Here is a 22154-nt window from a genome sequence, read left to right as displayed (position 1 = left end):
TCTATTCGCAGTTGATCGCGCAATTGTCGGCGATCAGCCCACCGCACTGTCCCACTGCCAAACAGAGAAGCCTTCCATGGTCCTGCGCTCGGAAATCCTGGTGAACAAAAACGTCCTGCCCACCGCCGAACAGGCCCTGCCCGGCCGTGAAACGCCGATGGCGCTGCCTGAGTTCCACTACGTGTTCGAAGGCACGCCGCTGCTCGGCCCGTTCTTCCAGGACGTCGACTTCGCGATCTTCGGCCTGGGCTGTTTCTGGGGCGCGGAACGGCGCTTCTGGCAGCGCGACGGCGTGGTCAGCACGGTGGTCGGCTATGCCGGCGGTTTCACCCCCAACCCCACCTACGAAGAAGTATGCTCGGGCCTGACCGGCCACACCGAGGTAGTGCTGGTGGTGTTCGACAAGGACAAGGTCAGCTACGGCGAACTGCTGGCGATGTTCTGGGAGTTGCACAACCCAACCCAGGGCATGCGCCAGGGCAACGACGTCGGCACCCAGTACCGCTCGGCGATCTTCTGCACCTCGCCCGAACAACTGGAGCAGGCCAAGGCCAGCCGTGAAGCGTTCCAGGCCGAGCTGGACAAGGCCGGTTTCGGCCAGATCACCACCGAGATCGAGCAGGCGCCGACGGTCTACTTCGCCGAGGCCTATCACCAGCAGTACCTGGCCAAGAATCCGGAAGGGTACTGCGGCATCGGCGGCACGGGCGTCTGCCTGCCACCCAGCCTGCAAGGCAACTGAACCGTGGGCATGGTGCTGTTTCATTCGCCGCTGTCGCCGTTCGTGCGCAAGGTCATGCTGGTGCTGCACGAAACCGGGCAGTTGTCGCGCGTGACTTTGCAGGCGGTCAACATCAGCCCGGTCAATGGCGATGCGCAACTCGACCAGGACAACCCGATCGGTAAGATCCCGGCCCTGCGCCTGGCCGACGGCACGGTGCTGCACGACAGCCGGGTGATCTGCGAATACCTCGACACCCAGCACGTCGGCCAGCCACTGATTCCGCGCGAGGGCTCGGCACGCTGGCGGCGCCTGACCCTGGCGTCACAGGCCGATGCGATCCTCGACGCGGCGGTGTCGAGCCGCTACGAAAGCTTTCTGCGTCCTGAAGACAAACAGTGGGACGGCTGGTTGCAGGCACAATCGCAGAAGATCCGTCGCAGCCTGGCGAACCTGGAACAGCAGCACCTGGCGCAAATCGCCTCGGGCTTCGATATCGTCGCCATCGGCGTGGCCTGTGCACTGGGTTATCTGGACCTGCGCCAGCCCGCGTTCGGCTGGCGCGAGCAACAGCCAGGACTGGCGGCCTGGTATGCCGAGGTGAGCCAGCGACCCTCGATGCTCGCTACCGTGCCGGTGGCCTGACAGCAGGAGTAAGATGGGGCCGCTTAGCGGCCCTTTCGCGGCACAAGGCCGCTCCCACAACGTGCGCGTAATCCCTGAAACATGAGGCTGCGCACCCCCTGTGCGGCCTTGTGTCGCGATGGGCTCCCACAACGTCCGCGTAAACCCTGAAATATGAGGCTGTCCGGACCCTGTAGGAGCGGCCTTGTGTCGCGATGGGCTGCGCAGCAGCCCCAATTTCAGCCATACATCGCTTGAGTGAACACCATCAGGGGCGTTTCAGCCGCAGTGGCCTGGGTCTGAGCGCAAACAACAACCCCACCTGCAGCGCCAACCAGCGCCCGATCTCCTTGTCCTCCCTCATGCGCCCCTCCCCACCCGCGACCAGTCCAGCCGGCGGGTCAGCACCATGAACACGCCCAGCAGACCGAAGCACAGCAGCGAGCCCATCAGCAGCGCATAGTCCTCAGCGCTGAGCAGGCCACAGAGCAGTCCGTACAGCGCCGCCAGCCCGGCCGCGAAGCCGATCCCGCGGCCGAGGCTGTGCAGCACATGACTCAGGTAGAAGCCGATCAACAGCACGCAGGCCGCCGCCGACAGCGCATACGCCAGGGCAAAGCCCAGGTGCTCCGACAACGACAGCAGCAGCAGGTAGAACAGGGCCAGCGCCACCCCCACCAGCACGTATTGCACCGGGTGCACGCTGAGGTTCTTCAGTACCTCGAACAGGAAGAAGCCGGCAAAGGTCAGGGCGATGAACAGCAGCGCGTATTTGATCGCCCGCTCGCTCTTGAGGTACTGGTCCACCGGGTCGACGAAGCTCACGCCGAAGGTGCGCTCGCTGAACGCTGCGCATTTGTCGGACTCGGCACACTGGCGCAAGGCGTCTTCCAGGTTGGTGGCGAAGATCGAGGTCTGCCAGTGCGCGGTGAAGCCGTTGGCGTCGATGTCGCGGCTGGCCGGCAGGTAGCTGCCGATGAAGCTGGGGTGTGGCCAGTTGGCGTGCATCTGCACCCGGCTGCTGCGGCCCACGGGCAGCACCTGCAGTTGCCCGGTGCCCTGCAGGCCGAGGTCGAAACCATAGTCGAACGCGCGGGCCTGCTCGCCGTCGAGCTGCGGCAGGGCGACATGCAGGCCGCCGCTCATCCAATCCAGACCGGTCCCGGCCTCGAACGGCAGGCGCTGGCCGTCGAAGCTGAACTCGGTGGCATGCTCGATACCACGGATATCGCTGACGCCCACCGCCACGAACGGGGTGTCGAAACGGTAGTCGTCGAAGTCTTTCTCGATCCCCCAGCGTGCGGGCAGCTTGAAGCGCCCGCCGATCTGGTTCTTGGCATGAAACAGCCGCGCCTGATAGATCCCGCGAGCGCGCAGCTCGGTATCCACCTGGCTCCGCACGTCGAAGGTTTCCGGCAGGAAATACAGGTGACCGGCGATTGAGCTGGTTTCCTCGACGCGCTTGCCGTCCTTCTCGATCCAGCGCCGCTGCAACTTGCGATAGGGCACCACCAGCAGCGGGCCGCTGATCTGCTGGTCGAAGCTCGAGCGCTGGGCGATGTCCTGCAACACGCTGTCGCGCAGGTTCTGGCGCTCGTCGATCAGGTTGCCGATCATCAGCAGGGGAATGAGCAACAACAGCATCAGCACGCCGATCAGGCCGAGCTTGAAACCGAGGGTCTTGTTCATGGGGGTTGGACTCCGAGGGTGATGAACGCAGGTTGCGCCCGGCACGTGGAGCCAATGGGGAGGTTCTGTGGAGAGTGTGTGGAGTTGGGGTGTCAGCTGATGCGTCGCATCGGCAGCCACAGGCGAACCCGCACACCGCCTTCGACGTTGTCGACGGCCAGCGTGCCGCCATGCAGGTGCATCACCTCGGCGACGAAGTTCAGCCCCAGGCCGGTACTCTTGCGCCCGGTGCCCGGCCGCGGCAATGAATAGAAGCGCTCGCTGACCCGCTCCAGGGCATAATCCGGAATGGGCTCGCCCTGATTGAACAGACTCAGGGCCACGCGCTCGCCTGCACGCTCCAAGGCGAACACCAGCGCACCGCCCGGCGGCGTGAAGTCCAGGGCGTTATCCAGCAGGTTGGCCAGGCTCTGACGCAACAGGAAGGGGTCGCCCAGCAAGCGCAGGCCGTGCGGCACCTGCTGGGCGACCTGCACAGCGGCGCTCTCGATACGTGGCGCATAGCTGTGCAGCATGTCTTCGATCAGCAGCGCCACCGAGACCTGCTGCTCATCTTCCAGCGTCTGCATCTGCTCGACCCGCGCCAGATTCAGCAGGCGTTCGATCATCTGCTGCAAACGCTCGCTCTCGCGTTCGATATTGCCGGCGAAGCGGGCGCGCTGCTCGTCGGCCATCGGCGCCTGCAGCAGCTCCGACGCGCCGCGAATCGCCGCCAGCGGGCTCTTCAACTCGTGGGTCAGGGTATGCACGTAACGCTCGACATACGCCTTGCCCTCCAGTTGCGTGCGCATGCGCTCGACCGCCGTGGCCAACTGCAGCAACTCGCCCCCTTTGTAGTGCGGCAGCGCCGCGCGCTGGCCCTCGCTGACGGCCTGGGCATAGCGGGTGAGTCGGCGCAGCGAGCGCGCCAGCCACCAGGACAACGCCGCGCCCACCAGCAGGCCCAGCACGATCAAGCCCAGGCCGAGCGTCAGCAAGCGCCGCTCGGAACGGTCGATGTAGGGTTGCAGCGAGCTGTTGGGCTTGGCCACGGTCACCACGCCGATGATGCGCCCGGCGTCAAGGATCGGCGCCGCCACATGCATCACCGAAGTGCTTTCGTCGTTTGGGTCGCTGCGGGTCGAGCGGGCGCCGTACTGGCCGCGCAAGGTCAGGTAGACGTCGTTCCAGCGCGAGTAGTCCTGGCCCAGCGCCTGACCGCTGGAATCGAGCAAGACGATGCCTTGGGCGTCAGTGACATAGATGCGGTGGCTGACCTGATTCTTCGCCAAGCCCCAGATTTCGGCGCCAGGACGGCGCTGCCCGTAGGACTTCATCACCTGCGGCAGGTGACTTTGTCCCAGCGTGCCAGCCTTGACGTCGTCATGGACGATCTCGGCCAGCAGGTTGGCGGTGTCCACCAGGGTTTCCTCGGAGGACTGACGCACCACCGGGCGAATCTGTTCGCGTACGGTGTTGAGCAGAAAGTAGCCCGACAGCCCGACGAACAGGAAATACACCAGGAAGATGCGAATACCCAGGCGCATCAGGTGTGATCCGGGCTGTAGCTGTAGCCCAGCCCGCGATGGGTCTGGATCGGCTCTGCCTCGGGCGCCACCTGACGCAGCTTGGCGCGCAGGCTCTTGATATGGCTGTCGACGGTGCGCTCATAGCCGACATCGGACGGCACACCCAGGCCGTCGAGCAATTGCTCGCGGCTGAACACCCGCCGTGGCTGCTCGAGCAGGCATTGCAGCAGGCGGAATTCATGGCGCGTGAGCGTCAACGCCTGGCCGTGATAGAGAATGCGCATGGCCAGGGTATCGACCTCGAACGCAGCCACCGCTGCGCTCGCCTCCACGCGCGGGGCCATGCGCTTGAGGATCGCCCGCACCCGCGCACTGACCTCACGCGGGCTGAACGGCTTGACCACGTAGTCGTCGGCGCCGATCTCCAGGCCCACCACGCGGTCGATCTCGCCGTCGCGAGCACTGAGAAACATCACCGGCACTTCGCTGAAGCGCCGCAGTTGCCGACAGGTCTCGAACCCGCTGATGTCCGGCAGCCCGATGTCGAGGATCACCAGATCGGCCGGCCGCAGGCGCATCTGCTCCAGCGCCTGCCCACCCAGGCTCACCCAGGTGGTGCTGTGCCCGTCGGCCTGCAGGGCGTAAACGAGCGTATCGGCAATGGCGGATTCGTCTTCGACGATGAGGATGTGCGGCACGGGAAAGCCTCGGGTTGCAAACCACAAGCTTCAAGCCACAAGCTTCAAGCTTCAAGAAAAAGCGCTGCGCACGAGCCTATACCGATCCGCTCTTTCTTGCAGCTTGAAGCTTGCAGCTCAAAGCTGCTGCGTCAGCAGCCTCAAGCTTCAAGAAAAAGCGCTGCGTGCGAGCCTATACCGATCCGCTTTTTTCTTGCCGCTTGCCGCTTGCAGCTGCTGCATCAGCAGCCCGGCTTATCGGCGGTGTAGCGGCGGGCGGGGTTCACGGCGGCCTTGAACTCGCGCAGGGCCTTGGCGCCGATCAGCAGCGGATAGTTGAAGTTGCTGCGGTCGGTGAGGTTGACCTCGACCGTGCGCTTGACGTCGCCCAGGCACAGCTCCAGGTCCACCACCGGGCGGCGTGCGGCTTCGGAGGGTTCGTCCTCGTCCTCGTCATCGCCGACACGGGCCTTGATCTTGCTGATGCGCGCCACCTTGTGCTCGTAGACCTTGCCATCTGCATCCTTGGTGGCGAGGCGGAAACGCACCCAGTCCTCGCCATCACGGGTGAAGGTCTCGATGTCCTTGGCCGACAGTGAGGCGGTGTATGCACCGGTGTCCATCTTGGCCTTGAGGGTCTGGCCGATCTCGGGGAGCTTGATGTACTCGTAGCGGCCATACAGGGTCGGCTCGGCCGCCATGACCGGCAGCGCGAGCAATGAAAGGAGAGCAAGCATGGATTTCACAGAACGCATTTCCTTGAGGTCGAACGGAGGGGGCTTCAGCTGCAAGCTGCAAGCTGCAAGCTGCAAGCTGCAAGCTGGACAGGGTGCGACGGCTTTGTCTTGCCGCTTGCCGCTAGCAACTTGCCGCTGCCTCTAACCTACCCCACATAATGTGAAACATTTGTCCGTGCCGTCGAGCAACGGGCGTTTGGCGTCAGGCGTTGGCCTGCTTATCATTGCCAACCAGAAATTTCACACAACAAGAGTTTATCTATGCGTCGCCTGCTGACCGGCATTCTCACCACCGCCCTGCTGCTGCTCAACACCGTGGTGTTGATCTGCCCTTTGCTGGTCTTTGCCCTGCTCAAGCTGGTGCTGCCTGGGCGTGGACGCGATTATGCCTCGATGGCGGTGATGTGGATCGCCGAGACCTGGTCGGAAATCGACAAGGCCATCTTCGCCCTGTGCATTCCCACCGAATGGGACATTCGCGGCGTCGACGAACTGCACCCGCACACCTCCTACCTGTGCATCAGCAACCACCAGAGCTGGGTCGATATCCCGGCGCTGATCGAAAGCCTCAACCGGCGGGTGCCGTTCTTCAAGTTCTTCCTCAAGAAAGAACTGATCTGGGTGCCGCTGCTGGGGCTGGCCTGGTGGGGGTTGGACTATCCGTTCATGAAGCGCTACAGCAAGGCCTTCCTGGAGAAGCACCCCGAGCTCAAAGGCAAGGACCTGGAAATCACCAAGGCGGCCTGCGAGCTGTTCAAGCGCCAGCCAGTGACCGTGGTCAACTACCTCGAAGGCACCCGCTTCACCGAGGCCAAGCGCGCTGAGCAGCAGTCGCCCTATCGCCACCTGCTCAAGCCCAAGGCCGGCGGCGTGGCCTTCGTGCTGGCGGCCCTGGGCCAGCAGCTCGATGCCCTGCTCGATGTGACCATCGTCTATCCGGGGAACAAGGCACCGGGGTTCTGGGCGCTGCTCAATGGCAGCATCGAGCGGGTGATCATCGATATCCGCGTGCGCGAGCTGGACCCGGCACTGTGCGAAGGCGACTACGAGAGCGATCCAGTGTTCCGGCAGAAGGTTCAGGCGTGGGTGAACCAGCTGTGGGAAGACAAGGACCAGCGCATCGAGCAACTGCGCGCCGAACTGCGCTGAATCGCACCGCCCTCAGACAGACGGCACCGTGCGCGCAGGTGTCGTCCACAGGCTACTCAGGTTATGCAGCAGCGACCCGGCCACGCCCTGTTGACCCAGGTACTGCAGGATCAGCGGCGCGAACTGGCCGATCATCCCGGTGTCCATGCCCAGCGCCTTGAACGCGCTGTCCAGGTCGTTGCGGTCTTCCACATTGCCCAGCGCGCTGCTCAGCGCCGACTGATGCCCACTGCCCTTGCCAAGCAATGCGTCCAGTCCCTGCAATCCACCCAAGGCATTGGCCCCAGTCAACTGGTCAAGGCCCGGCACGGCCTGGGTCAACTGGCCGTAATCGGCTTTGCTCAGGTTGTTGCGCGCCAGGCCCAGCATGGCGCCCGCGCCGCCGACGGCCTGTTCGGGGGTGATCTTCAGGTCGCGACCCAAGGTATTGAGCAAGTTAGCTTGAGGCGCCGGCGCCTCGGTCTTCTGACTCGGCCCTTGCAGCGCGGAGACCACATCGGCGGCGTCATTGAGATTGAAGGCGAACACCGGGCTTGCGGCCAGGGTCATCAGGGTTGCCAGAGTGATGGCTTTCATTGCGCGGACCTCATCGGCCGGGATGGCCTGGGAAACGCGGCATTTGACTGGGCGATAAGGAGCTTGTTCCGAGGCCTGCGACGTGTTTCATGAAAGCGTCCACGCCTTGCCAATGAGCGGAAGATAGGCCGAGGGGTCTACTCTCGCCGAGCACAACCGAGACTGGCTCGGTTGTGCCGTAGCGACGTTCAGTCGTAGAACCGGATGTTATCTATCCGTCGTTCATAGTCGTCCAATCCGATCGCCTTGATCCTTTTTCCAGCGGGCGCTGTCAAGTCGAGACCTGGGAATCGGGGTGAGAAATGACGATCAGTCCCATCAGTGTAGTACACGGTACCTTCATTGATCGGCTGTCCCTCGGGACTGTCCATATCCATGACGATACGACTGACGGGCTGGGTCGGTTCGATAATCAATTGGATTAAATTTTTCCCAGTATTTTTTCGCACGTATAAATAATGCCCGCTAATGCCATTGCTTGGCCGTTTTTCATCACGCACAGCCAACCTGACTTCACGTGTCCACTCGATCGGATGAACCCAAATCCGCGCCTGGGCAAGGCGAAGCTCAGTCTGGCCTTCCTGCAGGGCAACGGACTCAAAGTCGATCTGTGTGCCAGGACGTCCCTCATCCCCGATCACCTGATCGGCTTGGCGATAGACGAAGTTGGCCTTGCCGTTGGCATTAGCCGCCATGGTCAATTGAATGACAGGCACCACTTGGTTGTAATGTTGATAATACCGACGCTGATCATCCTGAGCCCCAACCAGGCCCTGGCTACCGGCAATATAGAAGAATGATTGAATGGGCAGTTGTGCGCCGCTGCCCGTGGCCCACGTCGCCAAACGCAGTTCGTTGTTGGCCGTGCGGTGGAACCCGCTCAGCAGTTGTTTCGCACTTATTGTCTGGAAAAAACGATCTGCGGTAGCGGGCTGTCCCTGTCGCAGATTCCAACCACACTGCGCCTTGTATTTATTCGGCGCGCTGTTGAAATGGGTTATCCACTTCGCGGCGGTATCGATGCCCTGTTCATTGCACGCCCGGCTCTGGGTGGGATACTCGGGCGATATCCCGCAGCCTTGCTGATTACGACTGTCTGTCCAGGCGTCGAAGGGAAAGGAGCACAGCACCTGGATCGTTGAGTTCTTGCCTGCTGGTGTTTCCTGCGCCGGATAGAATATGTACCCATTGTTGTAATCCAACGGCAATGTCGAGAAGCTCATGTCTGTCCTTATCCACGCAAAGGATACGCCTCCACTGGCGACCGAGGGCGGGCTCGGATCCCAAGGCAACCAACTTTGCCCGCTTTGCGTACCGCGCATCATTACACCTGAACACAAGTAAGCTGGCGCTGTGGCTCCCCCGCAATCCCGGCGCGTCTGTTCGTACCAGCGGGTCAACTGTTCGGCCGCCTGCACGCCCGTGGCGGAGACATCCAGCGGTGCCGAACTTACCGCACTCATTGTCGGCGTTTGGCCCCCGCGGGCTTCCATACCTGCATCGACCGCGACCTCGGGCGTTCGTGCACAAGCCGCCACCAACGCGAGCATCCCGAGTGCCACCGAGCGTTTCATCCACATAGGTCCGTCCTTGCCAGGCGCTGGCAATAGGGTCGACATTCACAAGTCGTCAGCCATTTACGAGCGGGAGATACTTGTCTATCCGCGCAAGAACGCTAGCAAGTCGATTGCTCGACCGTAACTGGTAGAAATATCAGGTGGGAGCGGGGCTGTTGCAGGACACAGTGCCCACGGCGAGTGGACGTACCGCGCGGAAAATTGAGTGCACCTGGGATCCACAAGCGCGGGCATGTTTCATGCTCGAACTGCTGCGCATCTCCAGCGATACCATTGACGGGACGGCCCCCTTGGAAAGGGGGCCTGAGTCTACAGACCTCTTAGCTTAGAGACCCCGCCGCCAACAGCGTGACGTGCGCCGAGGCCACCACCGGAATGGTTTTCTGCACCTGGGTAGGCACCCATCCACTGTCATCGTCAGCCGGTTTTGTAGGGGCCGGTGCCGCGTGAGCAGTGCTCATGAGCAGAAACAGAACGCCCGCGCTAACAGCCATTGAAGTTTTCATGTGCCAAGCCTCGTTGTCGATGGAAGATCTGTGCCGCTTGAAGTGCTCAAGACGGCTTCAGTGACCTGCACTTCCAAACTAGAACACAGACGAACAGAGGCACACTGATAAAAATATCAGTTTGGATGAATGGTGTTGTCCAACGGGGTGCACAACCGCCGAGGGCTGCGGCGGTTGTGCAAGGCGGTGGGGCCGCAGAGCGGCCCCTGTAGTGTCAGGCAGCGCTGAAGGTCTTGTGCGGATCGATGACGAATTTCTTCGGTACGCCGGCATCGAACTCGCCGTAGCCTTCCGGCGCCTGATCCAGGCTGATGACCTGCACACCCACCACTTCGGCGATGTTGATCCGATCCCACATGATCGCCTGCATCAGTTGGCGGTTGTACTTCATGGTCGGCGTCTGGCCGGTGTGGAAGCTGTGCGACTTGGCCCAGCCCAGGCCGAAGCGGATGCTCAGCGCACCGATCTTCGCCGCAGCGTCCACGGCACCTGGGTCTTCCGTCACGTACAGGCCCGGAATACCGATGCTGCCGGCCACGCGAGTGACTTGCATCAGCGAGTTGAGCACGGTGGCCGGGGCCTCGTGCTTGGCGCCCTCGTGGCCGTGGCCGCGGGCCTCGAAGCCCACCGCATCGACCGCGCAATCCACTTCCGGCTCGCCGAGGATGTCGACGATCTGCTCGTGCAGCGGGGTGTCCTTGGACAGGTCGACCACCTCGAAGCCCTGGGCCTTGGCATGGGCCAGACGCGCCGGGTTGAGGTCACCCACGATCACGCAGGCCGCACCCAACAGGCGTGCCGAGGCGGCCGCTGCCAGACCGACCGGACCGGCACCGGCCACATAGACGGTGCTGCCCGGGCCGACGCCTGCGGTGACGGCGCCGTGGTAGCCGGTGGGCAGGATGTCGGACAGGCAGGTCAGGTCACGGATCTTCTCCATGGCCTTGTCGCGCTCAGGCAGTTTGAGCAGGTTGAAATCGGCATAGGGCACCAGCACGTACTCGGCCTGGCCACCGGTCCAGTCGCCCATGTCGACGTAGCCGTAGGCGCCGCCAGCGCGAGCCGGGTTGACGGTCAGGCACACGCCCGTGTGCATTTCCTTGCAGGAACGGCAGCGACCGCAGGCCACGTTGAACGGTACCGAGACCAAGTCGCCGATCTGCATGCGCTCGACGTCGCGGCCTTTCTCGACGATTTCACCGGTGATTTCGTGACCCAGGACCAGGCCGACCTGAGCGGTGGTGCGACCACGGACCATGTGCTGGTCGGAGCCGCAGATGTTGGTGGAAACCACCTTGAGGATCACGCCGTGCTCGATCTTCTTGCCGCGTGGGTCCTGCATTTTGGGGTAGTCGATCTTCTGCACCTCGACCTTGCCTGCGCCGAGATACACCACTCCACGGTTACCAGACATGCTCTTACCTCGCTTGATTTGTACTTATGCAGCGGTGGTTGAAGCGCCGCCATCCATGAGCGGCATGCGTTACTGGAATGGGGGAATTGTGGGCCTGATGGGTGTCGCTGCACTGACTGGATGCGACAGAGGGATGCCTGTTTACGGCAGGTCGAAAGCGGTGCAGCCCATCGCGGTGCAAGCCCGCCCCCACAGGGCATTCAGCGGATTCGAAACCCGTGACATTCGTGTGAGCGCGGCGACTTGTCCCGCGGTGAGACCGATCAGAGCACGACAGTGCGATTGGCGTTGAGGAACACCCGCCGCTCGATGTGATACCCCACCGCCCGCGCCAGGGTCAGGCATTCGATGTCACGCCCCTTGGCGATCAAGTCCTCGGGGTAGTGGCTGTGGTCCACCACCTCGACGCCCTGGGCGATGATCGGGCCTTCGTCCAGGTCGTTGTTGATGTAGTGCGCCGTGGCGCCGACCATCTTCACACCCTTGTTGTAAGCCTGGTGATAGGGCTTGGCGCCCTTGAATCCAGGCAACAGCGAGTGATGGATGTTGATCGCCCAGCCGTCGAGACGACGGCACAACTCCGGCGACAGCACTTGCATGTAGCGGGCGAGGATCACCAGCTCCGCGCCCGTTTCCTCGATCACCTTGATCACCTTGCGTTCCTGACCCGGCTTGTCTTTCGGGTCGAGGGCGAAATGGTAGTAGGGGATCTTGTGCCAGTGCGCCAGCGGTTCCAGGTCGGGATGATTGGAAATCACCGCGACCACCTCCATGCCCAGTTGACCGATGCGCTGACGGTAGAGCAGGTCGTTCAGGCAGTGGTCGGCCTTGGACACCATGATCACCACCTTGGGGCGATGATTCGGCGCGATCAGCTCGAAGGCCATGCCGAAGCTGGCGCTGCGCTCGCCAAGCCCGGCACGAAAGGCCTCTTCATCGAAGCCCTCCGGCGCGCGGAACTCGACGCGGATGAAAAAGCGCCCCGACAGCCGGTCATCGAAGGAATGGTGCTCGGTGACATAGCAGCTCTGCTCGAACAGGTGGCGCGTCACCACATCCACCGTGCCCAGCTTGCTCGGGCAATCGGCGGTGAGAATCCAGGTATCCGGTGCCCGACTCATGTGCTGCGCTCCTTAGGCCTCGATGGCCAGACCGTACTCGGCCGAGGCGTCCTGCAGCCACAGCCACCAGTAATCGGAGAAGCTGCGGCGGATCACCAGCTCCCAGGTGTCTTCAGCCGTGCGGCGAATCACCAGTTGCGACTTGGCGAACACCGTGCCGACCGCCTTGCCCACCGGGAAATTGTTGGGGTGTACGTCGTAGCTGGTGGATTTCATCAGTACGTTGCGCACGTTCGGCCCGCGCAGCTCCAGCAGGCTCTGCCCGCCGCTGACGTTGACCACCTGGATGTGCTGGCCTTCGAGGGCCGCGCGCAGTTTCTGCTCGACGGCCAGTTCCTGGCCACCGGGGACGATCAGCAACCATTCGTCCGGGCCGACCCATTGCAGCGACATCTCGTCGTTGGCGACGACGGTCAGGGCCACCGGCAGTTCCAGGCCCAGGGCCTTGTGCACACCGGCGGCGAATTCGGCGTCGTGACCATCGCCACGCAGGGTCAGGTGACCGAGGAACTTGCGTTCGCGCAGGGTCACGCCTGCGTTATTGCGGCCTTTGCCGACGAGGCTGGCCAGATCGGCATGGTGCAGCGGCGACTGGGCCTTGGCCTCGCTGCCGGGATTTTGCTGGAAGACGTTGATAGCGCTCATTTCTTACCTGCCTTGAATTCTTGTGCCAGGAACGACACCGAACCTGTGGGCGATGGGGCCGGGAGGCCACCCTCGCATCGCGGGGCAAGCCCGCTCCCACAGGGTCCGGTGCGGTCTTCCAAAGTCCTTAGACGTTCTGCCGCTCACCCTTCGGATCGAAGAACACCGAAGACACGATCTCCGCCTCGATCACGCTGCCATCGGCCTGCGGCGAGTAGACACGCTCGCCCATGCGCTTGAGGCCGCCCTTGACCACACCCATGGCGAACGAATAGCCCAGGGAGTTGGCTTTGTAGCTGGAGGTGACGTGGCCGACCATGTCCATCGGGATGGGCTGCTTGGGATCGAACACCAACTGGGCGCCTTCGGGCAGCCAGGCATTCGGGTCCACCGGCTTGAGGCCGACCAGTTGCTTGCGGTTCTCGCGCACGCAGTCTTCACGGTTCATGCCACGCAGGCCGATCCACGAGTACGGCTTGTTGCGGCCCACGCACCAGCTCATGTTCAGGTCGTCCGGGGTCATCGAGCCGTCGGTGTCCTGACCGACGATGATGAAGCCCTTCTCGGCGCGCAGTACGTGCATGGTCTCGGTGCCGTACGGGGTCAGGTTGTATTTCTTGCCTGCCTCGATGATCTGTTCCAGCACGCCCATGGCGTAGTTGGCCTGCACGTTGATTTCGTACGACAGCTCACCGGTGAAGGAGATACGGAACACCCGAGCCGGTACACCGCCGACATTGCCTTCCTTCCAGGTCATGAACGGGAAGGCTTCCTTGTCCATGTCGATGTCGGTCAGCTCGCTGAGCAGCTTGCGGCTGTTCGGACCGGACAGGGTCATGGTGGCCCAGTGGTCGGTGACCGAGGTGAAGTACACCTTCAGGTCCGGCCATTCGGTCTGGTGGTACAGCTCCAGCCACTGCAGGACGCGGGCAGCGCCGCCGGTGGTGGTGGTCATGATGAAGTGGTTCTCGCCGACGCAGGCGGTGACGCCGTCGTCGAAGACCATGCCGTCTTCCTTGCACATCAAGCCGTAACGGGCCTTGCCCACATCCAACTTGGTCCAGGCGTTGGTGTACACGCGGTTGAGGAACTCGCGCGCATCCGCGCCCTGGATGTCGATCTTGCCCAGGGTCGAGGCGTCGAGGAAGCCGACGCTGTCGCGCACGGCCTTGCACTCGCGGGCCACGGCGGCATGGATGTCTTCACCGGCCTTGGGGAAGTACCACGGACGCTTCCACTGGCCTACGTCCTCGAACTCGGCGCCGTTCTTCACGTGCCAGGCGTGCAGGGCGGTGAAGCGGACGGGCTCGAACAGGTGGCCACAGTGACGACCCGCGACCGCGCCGAAGGTCACTGGCGTGTAGTTGGGGCGGAACATGGTGGTGCCCATCTGCGGGATGGTGATGCCCATCGAACGGGCGGCGATGGCCAGGCCGTTGATGTTGCCCAGCTTGCCTTGGTCGGTACCGAAGCCCAGCGCGGTGTAGCGCTTGACGTGCTCGACCGACTCGAAGCCTTCGCGGGTGGCCAGCTCGATGGCTGCAGCGGTGACGTCGTTCTGCTGGTCGACGAACTGCTTGGGCGCACGGGCGGTGCCCTTGTCGTGCGGCACCTGGAACAGCGCCACGGTGGCGTCTTCCTTGCGCGACACGGTTTTCGGCAGGGTGCCGACGGTGGCCTTGAAGCCGGCCTCGGTGGCTGCGCGCACGCCGCCTTCGAAGCCATCGGCAATGGCATCGCCCAGCGGGTACACGCCGTTGATGCCGCCGACGCATTCGCGTTTCTGCGGAGCATTGCCCGGCACGAAGCCGAGAATGTCGTCACGCCACACCGGGCGACCGCCCAGGTGCGAGGCCAGGTGAACCACCGGGCTGTAGCCGCCGGACGTGGCGATCAGGTCGCACTCGAGGGTTTCGCCTGGGCTGGTGACCTTGTGCGCCTGCACATCGATGGCCGCCACGCGGGCACCAGTGACGTGCTTGCTGCCCTTGGCTTCGATCACGGCGCTGGAGGTGAGGATACGGATGCCCTTGGCACGTGCTTCCTCGACCAGCGAACCGCGTGGGTTGTGGCGTGCATCGGCGATGGCGACCACTTGCAGGCCGGCATCGTGCCAGTCCAGCGCAGTGCGGTAGGCATGGTCGTTGTTGGTCGACAGCACCAGCTTGCGGCCCGGCGCCACGCCATAGCGGCGTACGTAGGTGGATACTGCACCGGCCAGCATGTTGCCCGGCACGTCGTTGTTGCCGTAGACCAGCGGACGCTCGTGGGCGCCGGTCGCCAGGACCACGCGCTTGGCCCGCACGCGGTGCACGCGATGGCGCACCTGGCCGATCGGCGCGCGGTCGCCGAGGTGATCGGTGAGGCGCTCGTGAATGGTCAGGAAGTTGTGGTCGTGGTAGCCGTTGACCGTGGCGCGCGGCAGCAGGGTCACTTCCGGCAGGCCTTCGAGCTCGCTGACCACGCTGGCGACCCACTCGGCAGCGGGTTTGCCATCGAGGGTTTCGCGGGTGTCGAGCAGGCTGCCACCGAACTCTTCCTGCTCGTCGGCCAGGATCACCCGGGCACCGCTGCGCGCAGCGGCCAGGGCAGCGGCCAGGCCCGCCGGGCCGGCACCGACGATCAGCACGTCGCAGTGCTGGTTCATGTAGTCGTAGCTGTCCGGATCGTTCTGCAGCGGCGCCCGGCCAAGACCGGCGGCTTTACGGATGTACTTCTCGTAGGTCATCCAGAACGACTTGGGATACATGAAGGTTTTGTAGTAGAAGCCCGGCGGCATCATGCTGCCGCCCACCTTGCCGAGGATACCCATGACGTCGTTGTTGACGTTCGGCCAGCCGTTGGTGCTGGTGGCCACCAGGCCCGAATACAGCGCCTGCTGGGTGGCACGCACGTTGGGGATCTGGGTGGCTTCGCTGGCGCCGATCTGCAGGATGGCGTTCGGCTCTTCGGTACCGGCAGCGATGATGCCGCGCGGGCGCGAGTACTTGAAGCTGCGCCCGACGATGTCGACGCCGTTGGCCAGCAGCGCAGCGGCCAGGCTGTCGCCGGCATAACCCTGGTAGGTCTTGCCGTTGAAGGTGAAGTTCAGCACCTTGCTGCGGTCGATACGGCCGCCGCTGGCGAGGCGATAGGTCTGGCTCATACGTTGACTCCCCGTTCGTTTACGGCCGCCGAGCGCTCAGGTGTGTGTTCGCGGGCGCTGACCTGCGGCTTCTCGCCAATCTTGTAGGTTTCCAGGATCTCGTAGGTCTCGGTGTTGCGGGTGACGTTGAAGTACTGACGGCAGCCGGCAACGTGATCCCACAGCTCATGGTGAATACCGCGCGGGTTGTCACGGTAGAACATGTAGGTGCCCCATTCCTGGTCGGAACAGGCGTTGGGGTCCAGCGGACGGGCGATGTGCGCCTGGCCCGAGGCGTGGAACTCTTCTTCGGAGCGCAGCTCGCCGCAGTGGGGACAGAAGATATACAACATGACGGTGTCTCCGGTTAGTGGGCGACGGCAGCAGCGCCGTGTTCGTCGATCAGTGCGCCGTTGTAGAAACGGTCCATGGAGAACGGCGCGGCCAGCGGGTGCATTTCGCCTTTGGCCAGGCTCGCAGCGAAGACGTTGCCCGAACCTGGAGTCGCCTTGAAGCCGCCCGTCCCCCAACCGCAGTTGAAGAACAGGTTCTTGACCGGGGTCTTGGTGATGATCGGGCAGGCGTCGGGCGAGGTGTCGACGATGCCGCCCCATTGGCGGTTCATGCGCACGCGCGACAGATTGGGGAACATCTCGACGATGGCCTGCAGGGTGTGCTCGATCACCGGGTACGAGCCGCGCTGACCGTAGCCGACCCAGCTGTCGATACCGGCACCGATCACCAGGTCGCCCTTGTCGGACTGGCTGATGTAGCCGTGCACGGCGTTGGACATGATCACACTGTCGATGATCGGCTTGATCGGCTCGGAGACCAGCGCTTGCAGCGGGTGCGACTCCAGCGGCAGGCGGAAGCCGGCCAGCTTGGCCATGTGTCCGGAGTTACCGGCGGTGACCACGCCGACGCGCTTGGCGCCGATGAAGCCCTTGCTGGTCTCGACGCCGATCACGGCGCCGTTTTCCTTGCGGAAACCGGTCACTTCGGTCTGCTGGATCAGGTCCACGCCCAAGGCGTCGGCGGCACGGGCATAGCCCCAGGCCACGGCATCGTGACGGGCCACGCCGCCCCGGCGCTGTACGGTAGCGCCAAGGATCGGGTAGCGGGTGTTCTTGGAGCAATCCAGGTACGGGATCTCGGCCGCCACCTGGGCGGTATTGAGCAACTCGCCGTCCACGCCGTTGAGGCGGTTGGCACTGACGCGGCGCTCGGAGTCACGCATGTCCTGCAGGGTGTGGCACAGGTTGTAGACGCCGCGCTGGGAGAACATCACGTTGTAGTTGATGTCCTGGGACAGGCCCTCCCACAGCTTCATGGCGTGTTCGTAGAGATGCGCCGACTCGTCCCACAGGTAGTTGGAACGCACGATGGTGGTGTTACGGGCGGTGTTGCCGCCGCCCAGGTAACCCTTTTCGATCACCGCCACGTTGGTGATGCCGTGTTCCTTGGCCAGGTAGTAGGCCGTGGCCAGGCCATGGCCGCCACCGCCGACGATGACCACGTCGTACACCTTTTTCGGTGTCGGCGTGCGCCACATGCGCTGCCAGTTCTCGTGGTGGCTGAGGGAGTGCTTGAGAAGGCCGAAGCCCGAGTAACGTTGCATGGTGTGGGACTCCACTCAGCGGTAAACAGGGAAATCTGCGCACAGCGCCGCGACGTTCTTCGCCACATCGGCTTCCACGTCAGCGTCGCCGAGGTTGTCGAGGATGTCGCAGATCCAGCCGGCCAGGGCCACGCACTGGGCGACCTTGAAGCCGCGGGTGGTGACGGCCGGGGTGCCGATCCGCAGGCCCGAGGTCACGAACGGCGATTGCGGGTCGTTCGGCACGGCGTTCTTGTTGACGGTGATGTGCGCGCGGCCCAGGGCAGCGTCGGCGTCTTTGCCGGTGAGACCCTGGCGAATCAGGCTGACCAGGAACAGGTGGTTGTCGGTACCGCCGGAGACCACGTCATAGCCACGGTCGATGAACACCTGGGCCATGGCCTGGGCGTTTTCGATCACTTGCTTCTGGTAGCTCTTGAACTCAGGCTCCAGCGCTTCCTTGAAACACACGGCCTTGGCCGCGATCACATGCATCAGCGGGCCGCCCTGGGCGCCGGGGAAGACCGCAGCGTTGAGCTTCTTCTCGATCTCTTCGTTGGACTTGGCCAGGATCAGGCCGCCACGTGGACCGCGCAGGGTCTTGTGGGTGGTGGTGGTGACCACGTCGGCGAAGGGAATCGGGTTCGGGTACAGGCCAGCGGCAACCAGACCGGCGACGTGGGCCATGTCGACGAACAGCAGCGCACCGACCTTGTCGGCGATGGCGCGGAAGCGTGGGAAATCGAGGGTCTTGGAGTAGGCCGAGAAGCCGGCGACGATCATTTTCGGCTTGTGCTCGACGGCCAGGCGCTCGACTTCGTCGTAGTCGATCAGGCCGGTGTTGGTGTCGATACCGTACTGCACGGCGTTGTACAGCTTGCCCGAGGACGACACCTTGGCGCCGTGGGTCAGGTGACCGCCGTGGGCCAGGCTCATGCCCAGGAGGGTGTCGCCGGCCTGCAGCAGCGCCAGGTACACGGCACCGTTGGCCGACGAGCCGGAGTGCGGCTGAACGTTGGCGTAGTCGGCGCCGAACAGCTGCTTGGCGCGCTCGATAGCCAGCGCCTCGACCTTGTCGACGTGTTCGCAGCCACCGTAGTAACGCTTGCCTGGATAGCCTTCGGCGTATTTGTTGGTCAGGCCGCTGCCTTGGGCCTGCATCACACGCGTGCTGGTGTAGTTCTCCGAGGCGATCAGCTCGATGTGATCTTCCTGGCGCTGTTCCTCGGCATTCATCGCCGCCAGCAGTGCATCGTCGTAACCCTGGATCTGGTCTTGCTTGCTGAACATCGTGTCTCTCCCGGCAGCGATCATTTTTTGTTGGGAGGGTTCAATGACCCTTTGCGGCGATGGTATGGCCGGGCCGTTGTACACAGATGCCTGCGCGCGCCTTGCAATGGCGCGTTTACGACATTGCTTCATCGCCCATCGACGGGCATGCAGGGCGAGGGCTCGATTACCGGTCGCGAGCCCGCCTGAGCGCGAACCTTCCAGGCCCCCAGCACGCTGATGGCAATGGCCGCGAGCAGCAGAACAGAGAGGCTGCGCGCCTGTTCGCCGAGCAGGTAGAGGGTCATGCCCACCACAGGCAGCACGGCCTGGTTCATCAACACCATCAGCGAGGACACACTCGCCAGGCGCTCGACCGGCACCAGGCGAATGCGCAGGCCGCGACAGAAGTTGGTCATGAACACCTTGCCGGCGATGTTCAGGGCGTACAGCACGAGAAAACCAGGCAAGTAGGCCTGGGACAGGATCATCAGGGCACTGGCCAGCACCGTCAGCAGCGCCGCCGCACTGAACAGCCGCAGTGCCGGCACGGCGGCGGCCAGGCGCGGGTAGAGCAAGGTCGCGGCCACCCCGCAGATTCCCGCGCAGACATCGACGAAGGCGAAATACTCGATGGGCAACTGCATGGCACGGTCGATCAAACTCACCGCGCCCGCCTCCACCAGTCCGTCGAAGGCATTGTTGCCGACGGCCAGGACCACCGAGCTGACCAGCACCGGCGTCGACAGGATCAGCTTCAGGTTGCCCGGCCCAGGCGCTGTGGCGTCGCGCGCAGCTTCGCAGCGGTTGTCCGGCACCGCCCGGCTAAAGGCGTAGCACAGGGCGTTGCTGACATACAGCACAGCCGCAAGCAGCAACAAGGCTTCAACGCCAGCGGCGTAGCAGAGGAATCCGCACAACGGCCCGGTGATCATCGCCAGTTGATCGATGCGACAGAGCAGGTTCACATCCCGATCCACGTCGCGGCTGACCAGGGCGATCATCTTTTCGTAGGCAATCAGGCTCTGCGTATTGCCGATCGCGACCAACCCACTCAACAGTCCGCCGAGCAGCGTCACGGTCAGGGCGTCCGGCGCCGCACTGAGCATCAGCACCACGCACAGGCACCCGGCACACTTCAGCACATCCGACAGCACCGAGACCTTGCGCACACCCCAGCGGTCGATGGAGCGGCCGACCAGCGGCGTGACCCCTATTCGCGGCAGCCACGTCATGGCGTATGCCAGGCCCGACCACGCCAGGCTGGCGGTATGGGCGTAGACCATCACCGGCAGGAGGAACACCAGCAAGGCGTCGGCGCTGAGGACCAGCAGCAGGAGCAGTGACAGGGAGCGGGTCATGGTGCCGATGCAGCGCGCGCGGCCTGGGTCAGGATGACCTTGACCTGCCGCCCGGTCACCTGGTCGGTCACCAGCACCGCCTTGGGCGTCTGGGCGGCTGGCGCGATCGCGGCGAGCCGCTTCTGTACCTCGGCCAGCGCTTCCAGATAGCCCAGCGAGGCCAGCGTCGGGTTGGGCGTCAGTACAGGGTAAGGCCGAGCACTCAACGGCCAGTCGATGACATCGTTACCCGGCTCATAGGCCTTGGCGTCATCGAGGTAGAACACCGGGCGGTTCAGGGTGAACACGTGGGTCATGTCGAACAGCGCATGCGCTACCCCGCAGGGAATGATCAGCTCCATTTCAGGATCCGGACGAAACTCATGCCACTCTTCCTGATGCAGGGTAGGAGAGCCTGCGCGCACATCCACCAGCTTCAACCTGATCGACTGGCTGGGTGAACCCAGGAAGGTCAGGTGGTCTTCCTGGCCGAGGTGGATGCCGAACGAGTCGAAGCTGTAGGGTTGCGTCCCATGATCGACGACATAGAAAGGCGACGGTCCCATGACCGGAACGATACGGCTGTGTTCACCAGTACGCACCGATCCATGCCGCTTGAACTCGACCCCATGAATACGTGACACGGGAAAGCTCGAAGCCTCTCGTGCGGGACTCACGGCAGGTTGCAACATGAGCTGGACGTGCTCGCCAGTGTCCAGGATGAACTGCCGGGTTTCTGCGTGGGACACCTCGCCGGCGGACATAATCGAGCGTTGCAACGCCGCTAATTGGTAGTACACCCGGTTCGCGGCAGGCTCGCACATCGGGGTCACCCCCTCCACGGTCGCAGGATCAGTGTCCAGGGGAAGATTGATAATGTCGTGTTCAGGCGTCCAGCCAAGAGTCGGTTGCAGGAGCGACGCCAAGGGCGGCAGGAATACGTCATAGACATTAAGCGTCGACACACCCTCCAACCCACTGAACGTATGGGCCACACCGGGCGGAATGACCAGTGTCCTGCTGGAAGAAGGTGAAAACCGTAGAGACAGCGAGGCCCTGAACGTAGGCGACGCTTTTCGACAGTCGATGAACTTGGCGTGAATGACCTTATGCGTATCGCCTAGAAATGTCAGAACATCTTGCTGCGCCAGATGAATACCGAATTGCCCATAGTCGAATTGCGCTTGCCCGTGGGTGACAATATTCACCGGGCGAGTCGTGGCGAACGGCACCACGAATGACTCGGTACTGCCATTGCCCAGACGCCAGCGGTCGAACCACTGTAAACCTTGGATGTTCATCCGTGCGTTCATCGCATCACATTCGGCCTGCATGAGCCACCTCCCGAAAAAAGCCAGGCGCCTCTCGACGCCTGGCAACTTTTTAGATAGCCACTACCCGGGCACTCAAGCCAGCCGCCTGCGCGCTGCGCAGCAGCGATTGCAAACTGGATGTGTCGAGCGTTTTATAGGGATCTTGCGCCGCTGCAGACTTTATGCCGGCCAAGTAAGCCAATGAGTCAAAGGCCCGGCCAAGCGTATCCTGCGTGGTTTCCATCATGGCAATGAATGCATTGGCATGCACAACTTGGCCATCAACTACTGCAGGTTTAACTTCATAGAACTCAGCCACCTCAGATGCTTCGATCATGAGTATTCTCCTATACAGAATCATTATGGAAGTGCCGTTGCCGGCCTATTGATACTTGGGGAGAAATTAGAGTTCGTCAAATGCGAACCCTCTAAAAAGCGCTCAAAAATCCACGCCTCGTTATTTTAATTAATCTCTGAAAGAAACTTCTTACACATCTGAAAGAGGCTTCCTTTTTTGTTTACGGACAGCGTCAATCGCCTGCTCGCAACGGTTCCCCGCACCAACAC

Annotated in this window: 19 protein-coding genes; 3 read left to right on the top strand and 16 right to left on the bottom strand. The window is 63.0% G+C overall.

The window, feature by feature from the left end; genetic code table 11:
* Positions 1–76 precede the first annotated feature (76 nt).
* Both msrA and GKC70_RS01930 read left to right on the top strand, forming a co-directional pair.
* Entirely contained in the window at positions 77–742 is a 666-nt protein-coding gene (gene msrA / locus GKC70_RS01935) for a peptide-methionine (S)-S-oxide reductase MsrA (RefSeq protein WP_342650292.1), read from the top strand.
* 9 nt (positions 743–751) lie between these two features.
* Positions 752–1366 carry a glutathione S-transferase gene (locus GKC70_RS01930; protein ID WP_342650291.1) on the top strand — a complete coding sequence of 205 codons (615 nt, stop codon included), beginning with the start codon at positions 752–754 and terminating at the stop codon, positions 1364–1366.
* A 339-nt stretch (positions 1367–1705) separates the two neighbouring features.
* Here the strand turns inward: GKC70_RS01930 and creD are convergent, their stop codons facing one another.
* From creD to GKC70_RS01910, 4 genes are all read right to left on the bottom strand, one after another.
* A complete protein-coding gene (creD, locus tag GKC70_RS01925; RefSeq protein ID WP_342650290.1) occupies positions 1706–3034 on the bottom strand; it encodes a cell envelope integrity protein CreD in 1329 nt (442 codons plus the stop codon).
* A gap of 92 nt (positions 3035–3126) precedes the next feature.
* Complete coding sequence (gene creC / locus GKC70_RS01920; protein ID WP_342650289.1) at positions 3127–4560, bottom strand: two-component system sensor histidine kinase CreC; 1434 nt, start codon at positions 4558–4560, stop codon at positions 3127–3129.
* Complete coding sequence (gene creB / locus GKC70_RS01915; RefSeq protein WP_342650288.1) at positions 4560–5240, bottom strand: two-component system response regulator CreB; 681 nt, start codon at positions 5238–5240, stop codon at positions 4560–4562. The genes creC and creB overlap by 1 nt, the downstream gene beginning before the upstream one ends.
* A gap of 221 nt (positions 5241–5461) precedes the next feature.
* A complete protein-coding gene (locus tag GKC70_RS01910) occupies positions 5462–5965 on the bottom strand; it encodes an ATP-dependent zinc protease (RefSeq protein WP_029615273.1) in 504 nt (167 codons plus the stop codon).
* A 252-nt stretch (positions 5966–6217) separates the two neighbouring features.
* Here GKC70_RS01910 and GKC70_RS01905 point away from each other — a divergent pair, with 252 nt between their 5' ends.
* A complete protein-coding gene (locus GKC70_RS01905) occupies positions 6218–7105 on the top strand; it encodes an acyltransferase (protein WP_342650287.1) in 888 nt (295 codons plus the stop codon).
* A gap of 12 nt (positions 7106–7117) precedes the next feature.
* On the opposite strand, the gene GKC70_RS01900 is transcribed toward GKC70_RS01905, so the two are convergent.
* From GKC70_RS01900 to GKC70_RS01845, 12 genes are all read right to left on the bottom strand, one after another.
* Complete coding sequence (locus GKC70_RS01900; RefSeq protein WP_342650286.1) at positions 7118–7681, bottom strand: DUF2780 domain-containing protein; 564 nt, start codon at positions 7679–7681, stop codon at positions 7118–7120.
* 188 nt (positions 7682–7869) lie between these two features.
* Entirely contained in the window at positions 7870–9261 is a 1392-nt protein-coding gene (locus GKC70_RS01895) for a hypothetical protein (protein ID WP_342650285.1), read from the bottom strand.
* Positions 9262–9978: 717 nt separating this feature from the next.
* Complete coding sequence (gene fdhA / locus GKC70_RS01890) at positions 9979–11178, bottom strand: formaldehyde dehydrogenase, glutathione-independent (protein ID WP_039581282.1); 1200 nt, start codon at positions 11176–11178, stop codon at positions 9979–9981.
* A gap of 263 nt (positions 11179–11441) precedes the next feature.
* Positions 11442–12299 carry a formyltetrahydrofolate deformylase gene (gene purU, locus GKC70_RS01885; protein WP_029615232.1) on the bottom strand — a complete coding sequence of 286 codons (858 nt, stop codon included), beginning with the start codon at positions 12297–12299 and terminating at the stop codon, positions 11442–11444.
* Between the two features lie 12 nt (positions 12300–12311).
* Positions 12312–12944 carry a sarcosine oxidase subunit gamma family protein gene (gene soxG, locus GKC70_RS01880; RefSeq protein WP_342650284.1) on the bottom strand — a complete coding sequence of 211 codons (633 nt, stop codon included), beginning with the start codon at positions 12942–12944 and terminating at the stop codon, positions 12312–12314.
* Positions 12945–13071: 127 nt separating this feature from the next.
* The gene (locus GKC70_RS01875) at positions 13072–16089 is read right to left on the bottom strand and encodes a sarcosine oxidase subunit alpha (protein WP_342650283.1); all 3018 of its coding nucleotides are present in this window, start codon (positions 16087–16089) and stop codon (positions 13072–13074) included.
* On the bottom strand, positions 16086–16421 hold the full coding sequence (locus GKC70_RS01870; RefSeq protein ID WP_039581290.1) for a sarcosine oxidase subunit delta: 336 nt from the start codon (positions 16419–16421) through the stop codon (positions 16086–16088). Before GKC70_RS01870 ends, GKC70_RS01875 begins: the two co-directional genes overlap by 4 nt.
* A gap of 14 nt (positions 16422–16435) precedes the next feature.
* Entirely contained in the window at positions 16436–17686 is a 1251-nt protein-coding gene (locus GKC70_RS01865) for a sarcosine oxidase subunit beta family protein (RefSeq protein WP_029615229.1), read from the bottom strand.
* 15 nt (positions 17687–17701) lie between these two features.
* Positions 17702–18955, bottom strand: coding sequence for a serine hydroxymethyltransferase (locus GKC70_RS01860; RefSeq protein ID WP_342650282.1), 1254 nt, complete (start codon positions 18953–18955; stop codon positions 17702–17704).
* A 128-nt stretch (positions 18956–19083) separates the two neighbouring features.
* The gene (locus GKC70_RS01855) at positions 19084–20295 is read right to left on the bottom strand and encodes an MFS transporter (protein ID WP_342650281.1); all 1212 of its coding nucleotides are present in this window, start codon (positions 20293–20295) and stop codon (positions 19084–19086) included.
* Positions 20292–21608, bottom strand: coding sequence for a dTDP-4-dehydrorhamnose 3,5-epimerase family protein (locus GKC70_RS01850; protein WP_342650280.1), 1317 nt, complete (start codon positions 21606–21608; stop codon positions 20292–20294). Before GKC70_RS01850 ends, GKC70_RS01855 begins: the two co-directional genes overlap by 4 nt.
* A 49-nt stretch (positions 21609–21657) precedes the next feature.
* Positions 21658–21924: an XRE family transcriptional regulator gene (locus GKC70_RS01845; protein WP_342650279.1), complete on the bottom strand. Its 267-nt coding sequence runs from the start codon at positions 21922–21924 to the stop codon at positions 21658–21660.
* Between the last annotated feature and the right edge of the window lie 230 nt (positions 21925–22154).

This window comes from Pseudomonas sp. REB1044, assembly GCF_038813925.1.
GTDB classification, from domain to species: Bacteria; Pseudomonadota; Gammaproteobacteria; order Pseudomonadales; family Pseudomonadaceae; genus Aquipseudomonas; species Aquipseudomonas boreofloridensis.
Note: the sequence above shows the minus strand (reverse complement) of the source record. Positions and strands in the feature narration are given on the sequence as shown.

What these genes read in the sequence shown, in the direction of transcription:
- creD (WP_342650290.1), bottom strand. Translation starts at nt 3,034, where the DNA reads ATGAACAAGACCCTCGGTTTCAAGCTCGGCCTGATCGGCGTGCTGATG.
- purU (WP_029615232.1), bottom strand. Translation starts at nt 12,299, where the DNA reads ATGAGTCGGGCACCGGATACCTGGATTCTCACCGCCGATTGCCCGAGC.
- GKC70_RS01870 (WP_039581290.1), bottom strand. Translation starts at nt 16,421, where the DNA reads ATGTTGTATATCTTCTGTCCCCACTGCGGCGAGCTGCGCTCCGAAGAA.
- GKC70_RS01845 (WP_342650279.1), bottom strand. Translation starts at nt 21,924, where the DNA reads ATGATCGAAGCATCTGAGGTGGCTGAGTTCTATGAAGTTAAACCTGCA.
- GKC70_RS01905 (WP_342650287.1), top strand. Translation starts at nt 6,218, where the DNA reads ATGCGTCGCCTGCTGACCGGCATTCTCACCACCGCCCTGCTGCTGCTC.
- fdhA (WP_039581282.1), bottom strand. Translation starts at nt 11,178, where the DNA reads ATGTCTGGTAACCGTGGAGTGGTGTATCTCGGCGCAGGCAAGGTCGAG.
- GKC70_RS01865 (WP_029615229.1), bottom strand. Translation starts at nt 17,686, where the DNA reads ATGCAACGTTACTCGGGCTTCGGCCTTCTCAAGCACTCCCTCAGCCAC.
- GKC70_RS01850 (WP_342650280.1), bottom strand. Translation starts at nt 21,608, where the DNA reads ATGCAGGCCGAATGTGATGCGATGAACGCACGGATGAACATCCAAGGT.
- GKC70_RS01930 (WP_342650291.1), top strand. Translation starts at nt 752, where the DNA reads ATGGTGCTGTTTCATTCGCCGCTGTCGCCGTTCGTGCGCAAGGTCATG.
- creC (WP_342650289.1), bottom strand. Translation starts at nt 4,560, where the DNA reads ATGCGCCTGGGTATTCGCATCTTCCTGGTGTATTTCCTGTTCGTCGGG.
- GKC70_RS01895 (WP_342650285.1), bottom strand. Translation starts at nt 9,261, where the DNA reads ATGTGGATGAAACGCTCGGTGGCACTCGGGATGCTCGCGTTGGTGGCG.
- soxG (WP_342650284.1), bottom strand. Translation starts at nt 12,944, where the DNA reads ATGAGCGCTATCAACGTCTTCCAGCAAAATCCCGGCAGCGAGGCCAAG.
- GKC70_RS01900 (WP_342650286.1), bottom strand. Translation starts at nt 7,681, where the DNA reads ATGAAAGCCATCACTCTGGCAACCCTGATGACCCTGGCCGCAAGCCCG.
- msrA (WP_342650292.1), top strand. Translation starts at nt 77, where the DNA reads ATGGTCCTGCGCTCGGAAATCCTGGTGAACAAAAACGTCCTGCCCACC.
- GKC70_RS01860 (WP_342650282.1), bottom strand. Translation starts at nt 18,955, where the DNA reads ATGTTCAGCAAGCAAGACCAGATCCAGGGTTACGACGATGCACTGCTG.
- GKC70_RS01855 (WP_342650281.1), bottom strand. Translation starts at nt 20,295, where the DNA reads ATGACCCGCTCCCTGTCACTGCTCCTGCTGCTGGTCCTCAGCGCCGAC.
- GKC70_RS01875 (WP_342650283.1), bottom strand. Translation starts at nt 16,089, where the DNA reads ATGAGCCAGACCTATCGCCTCGCCAGCGGCGGCCGTATCGACCGCAGC.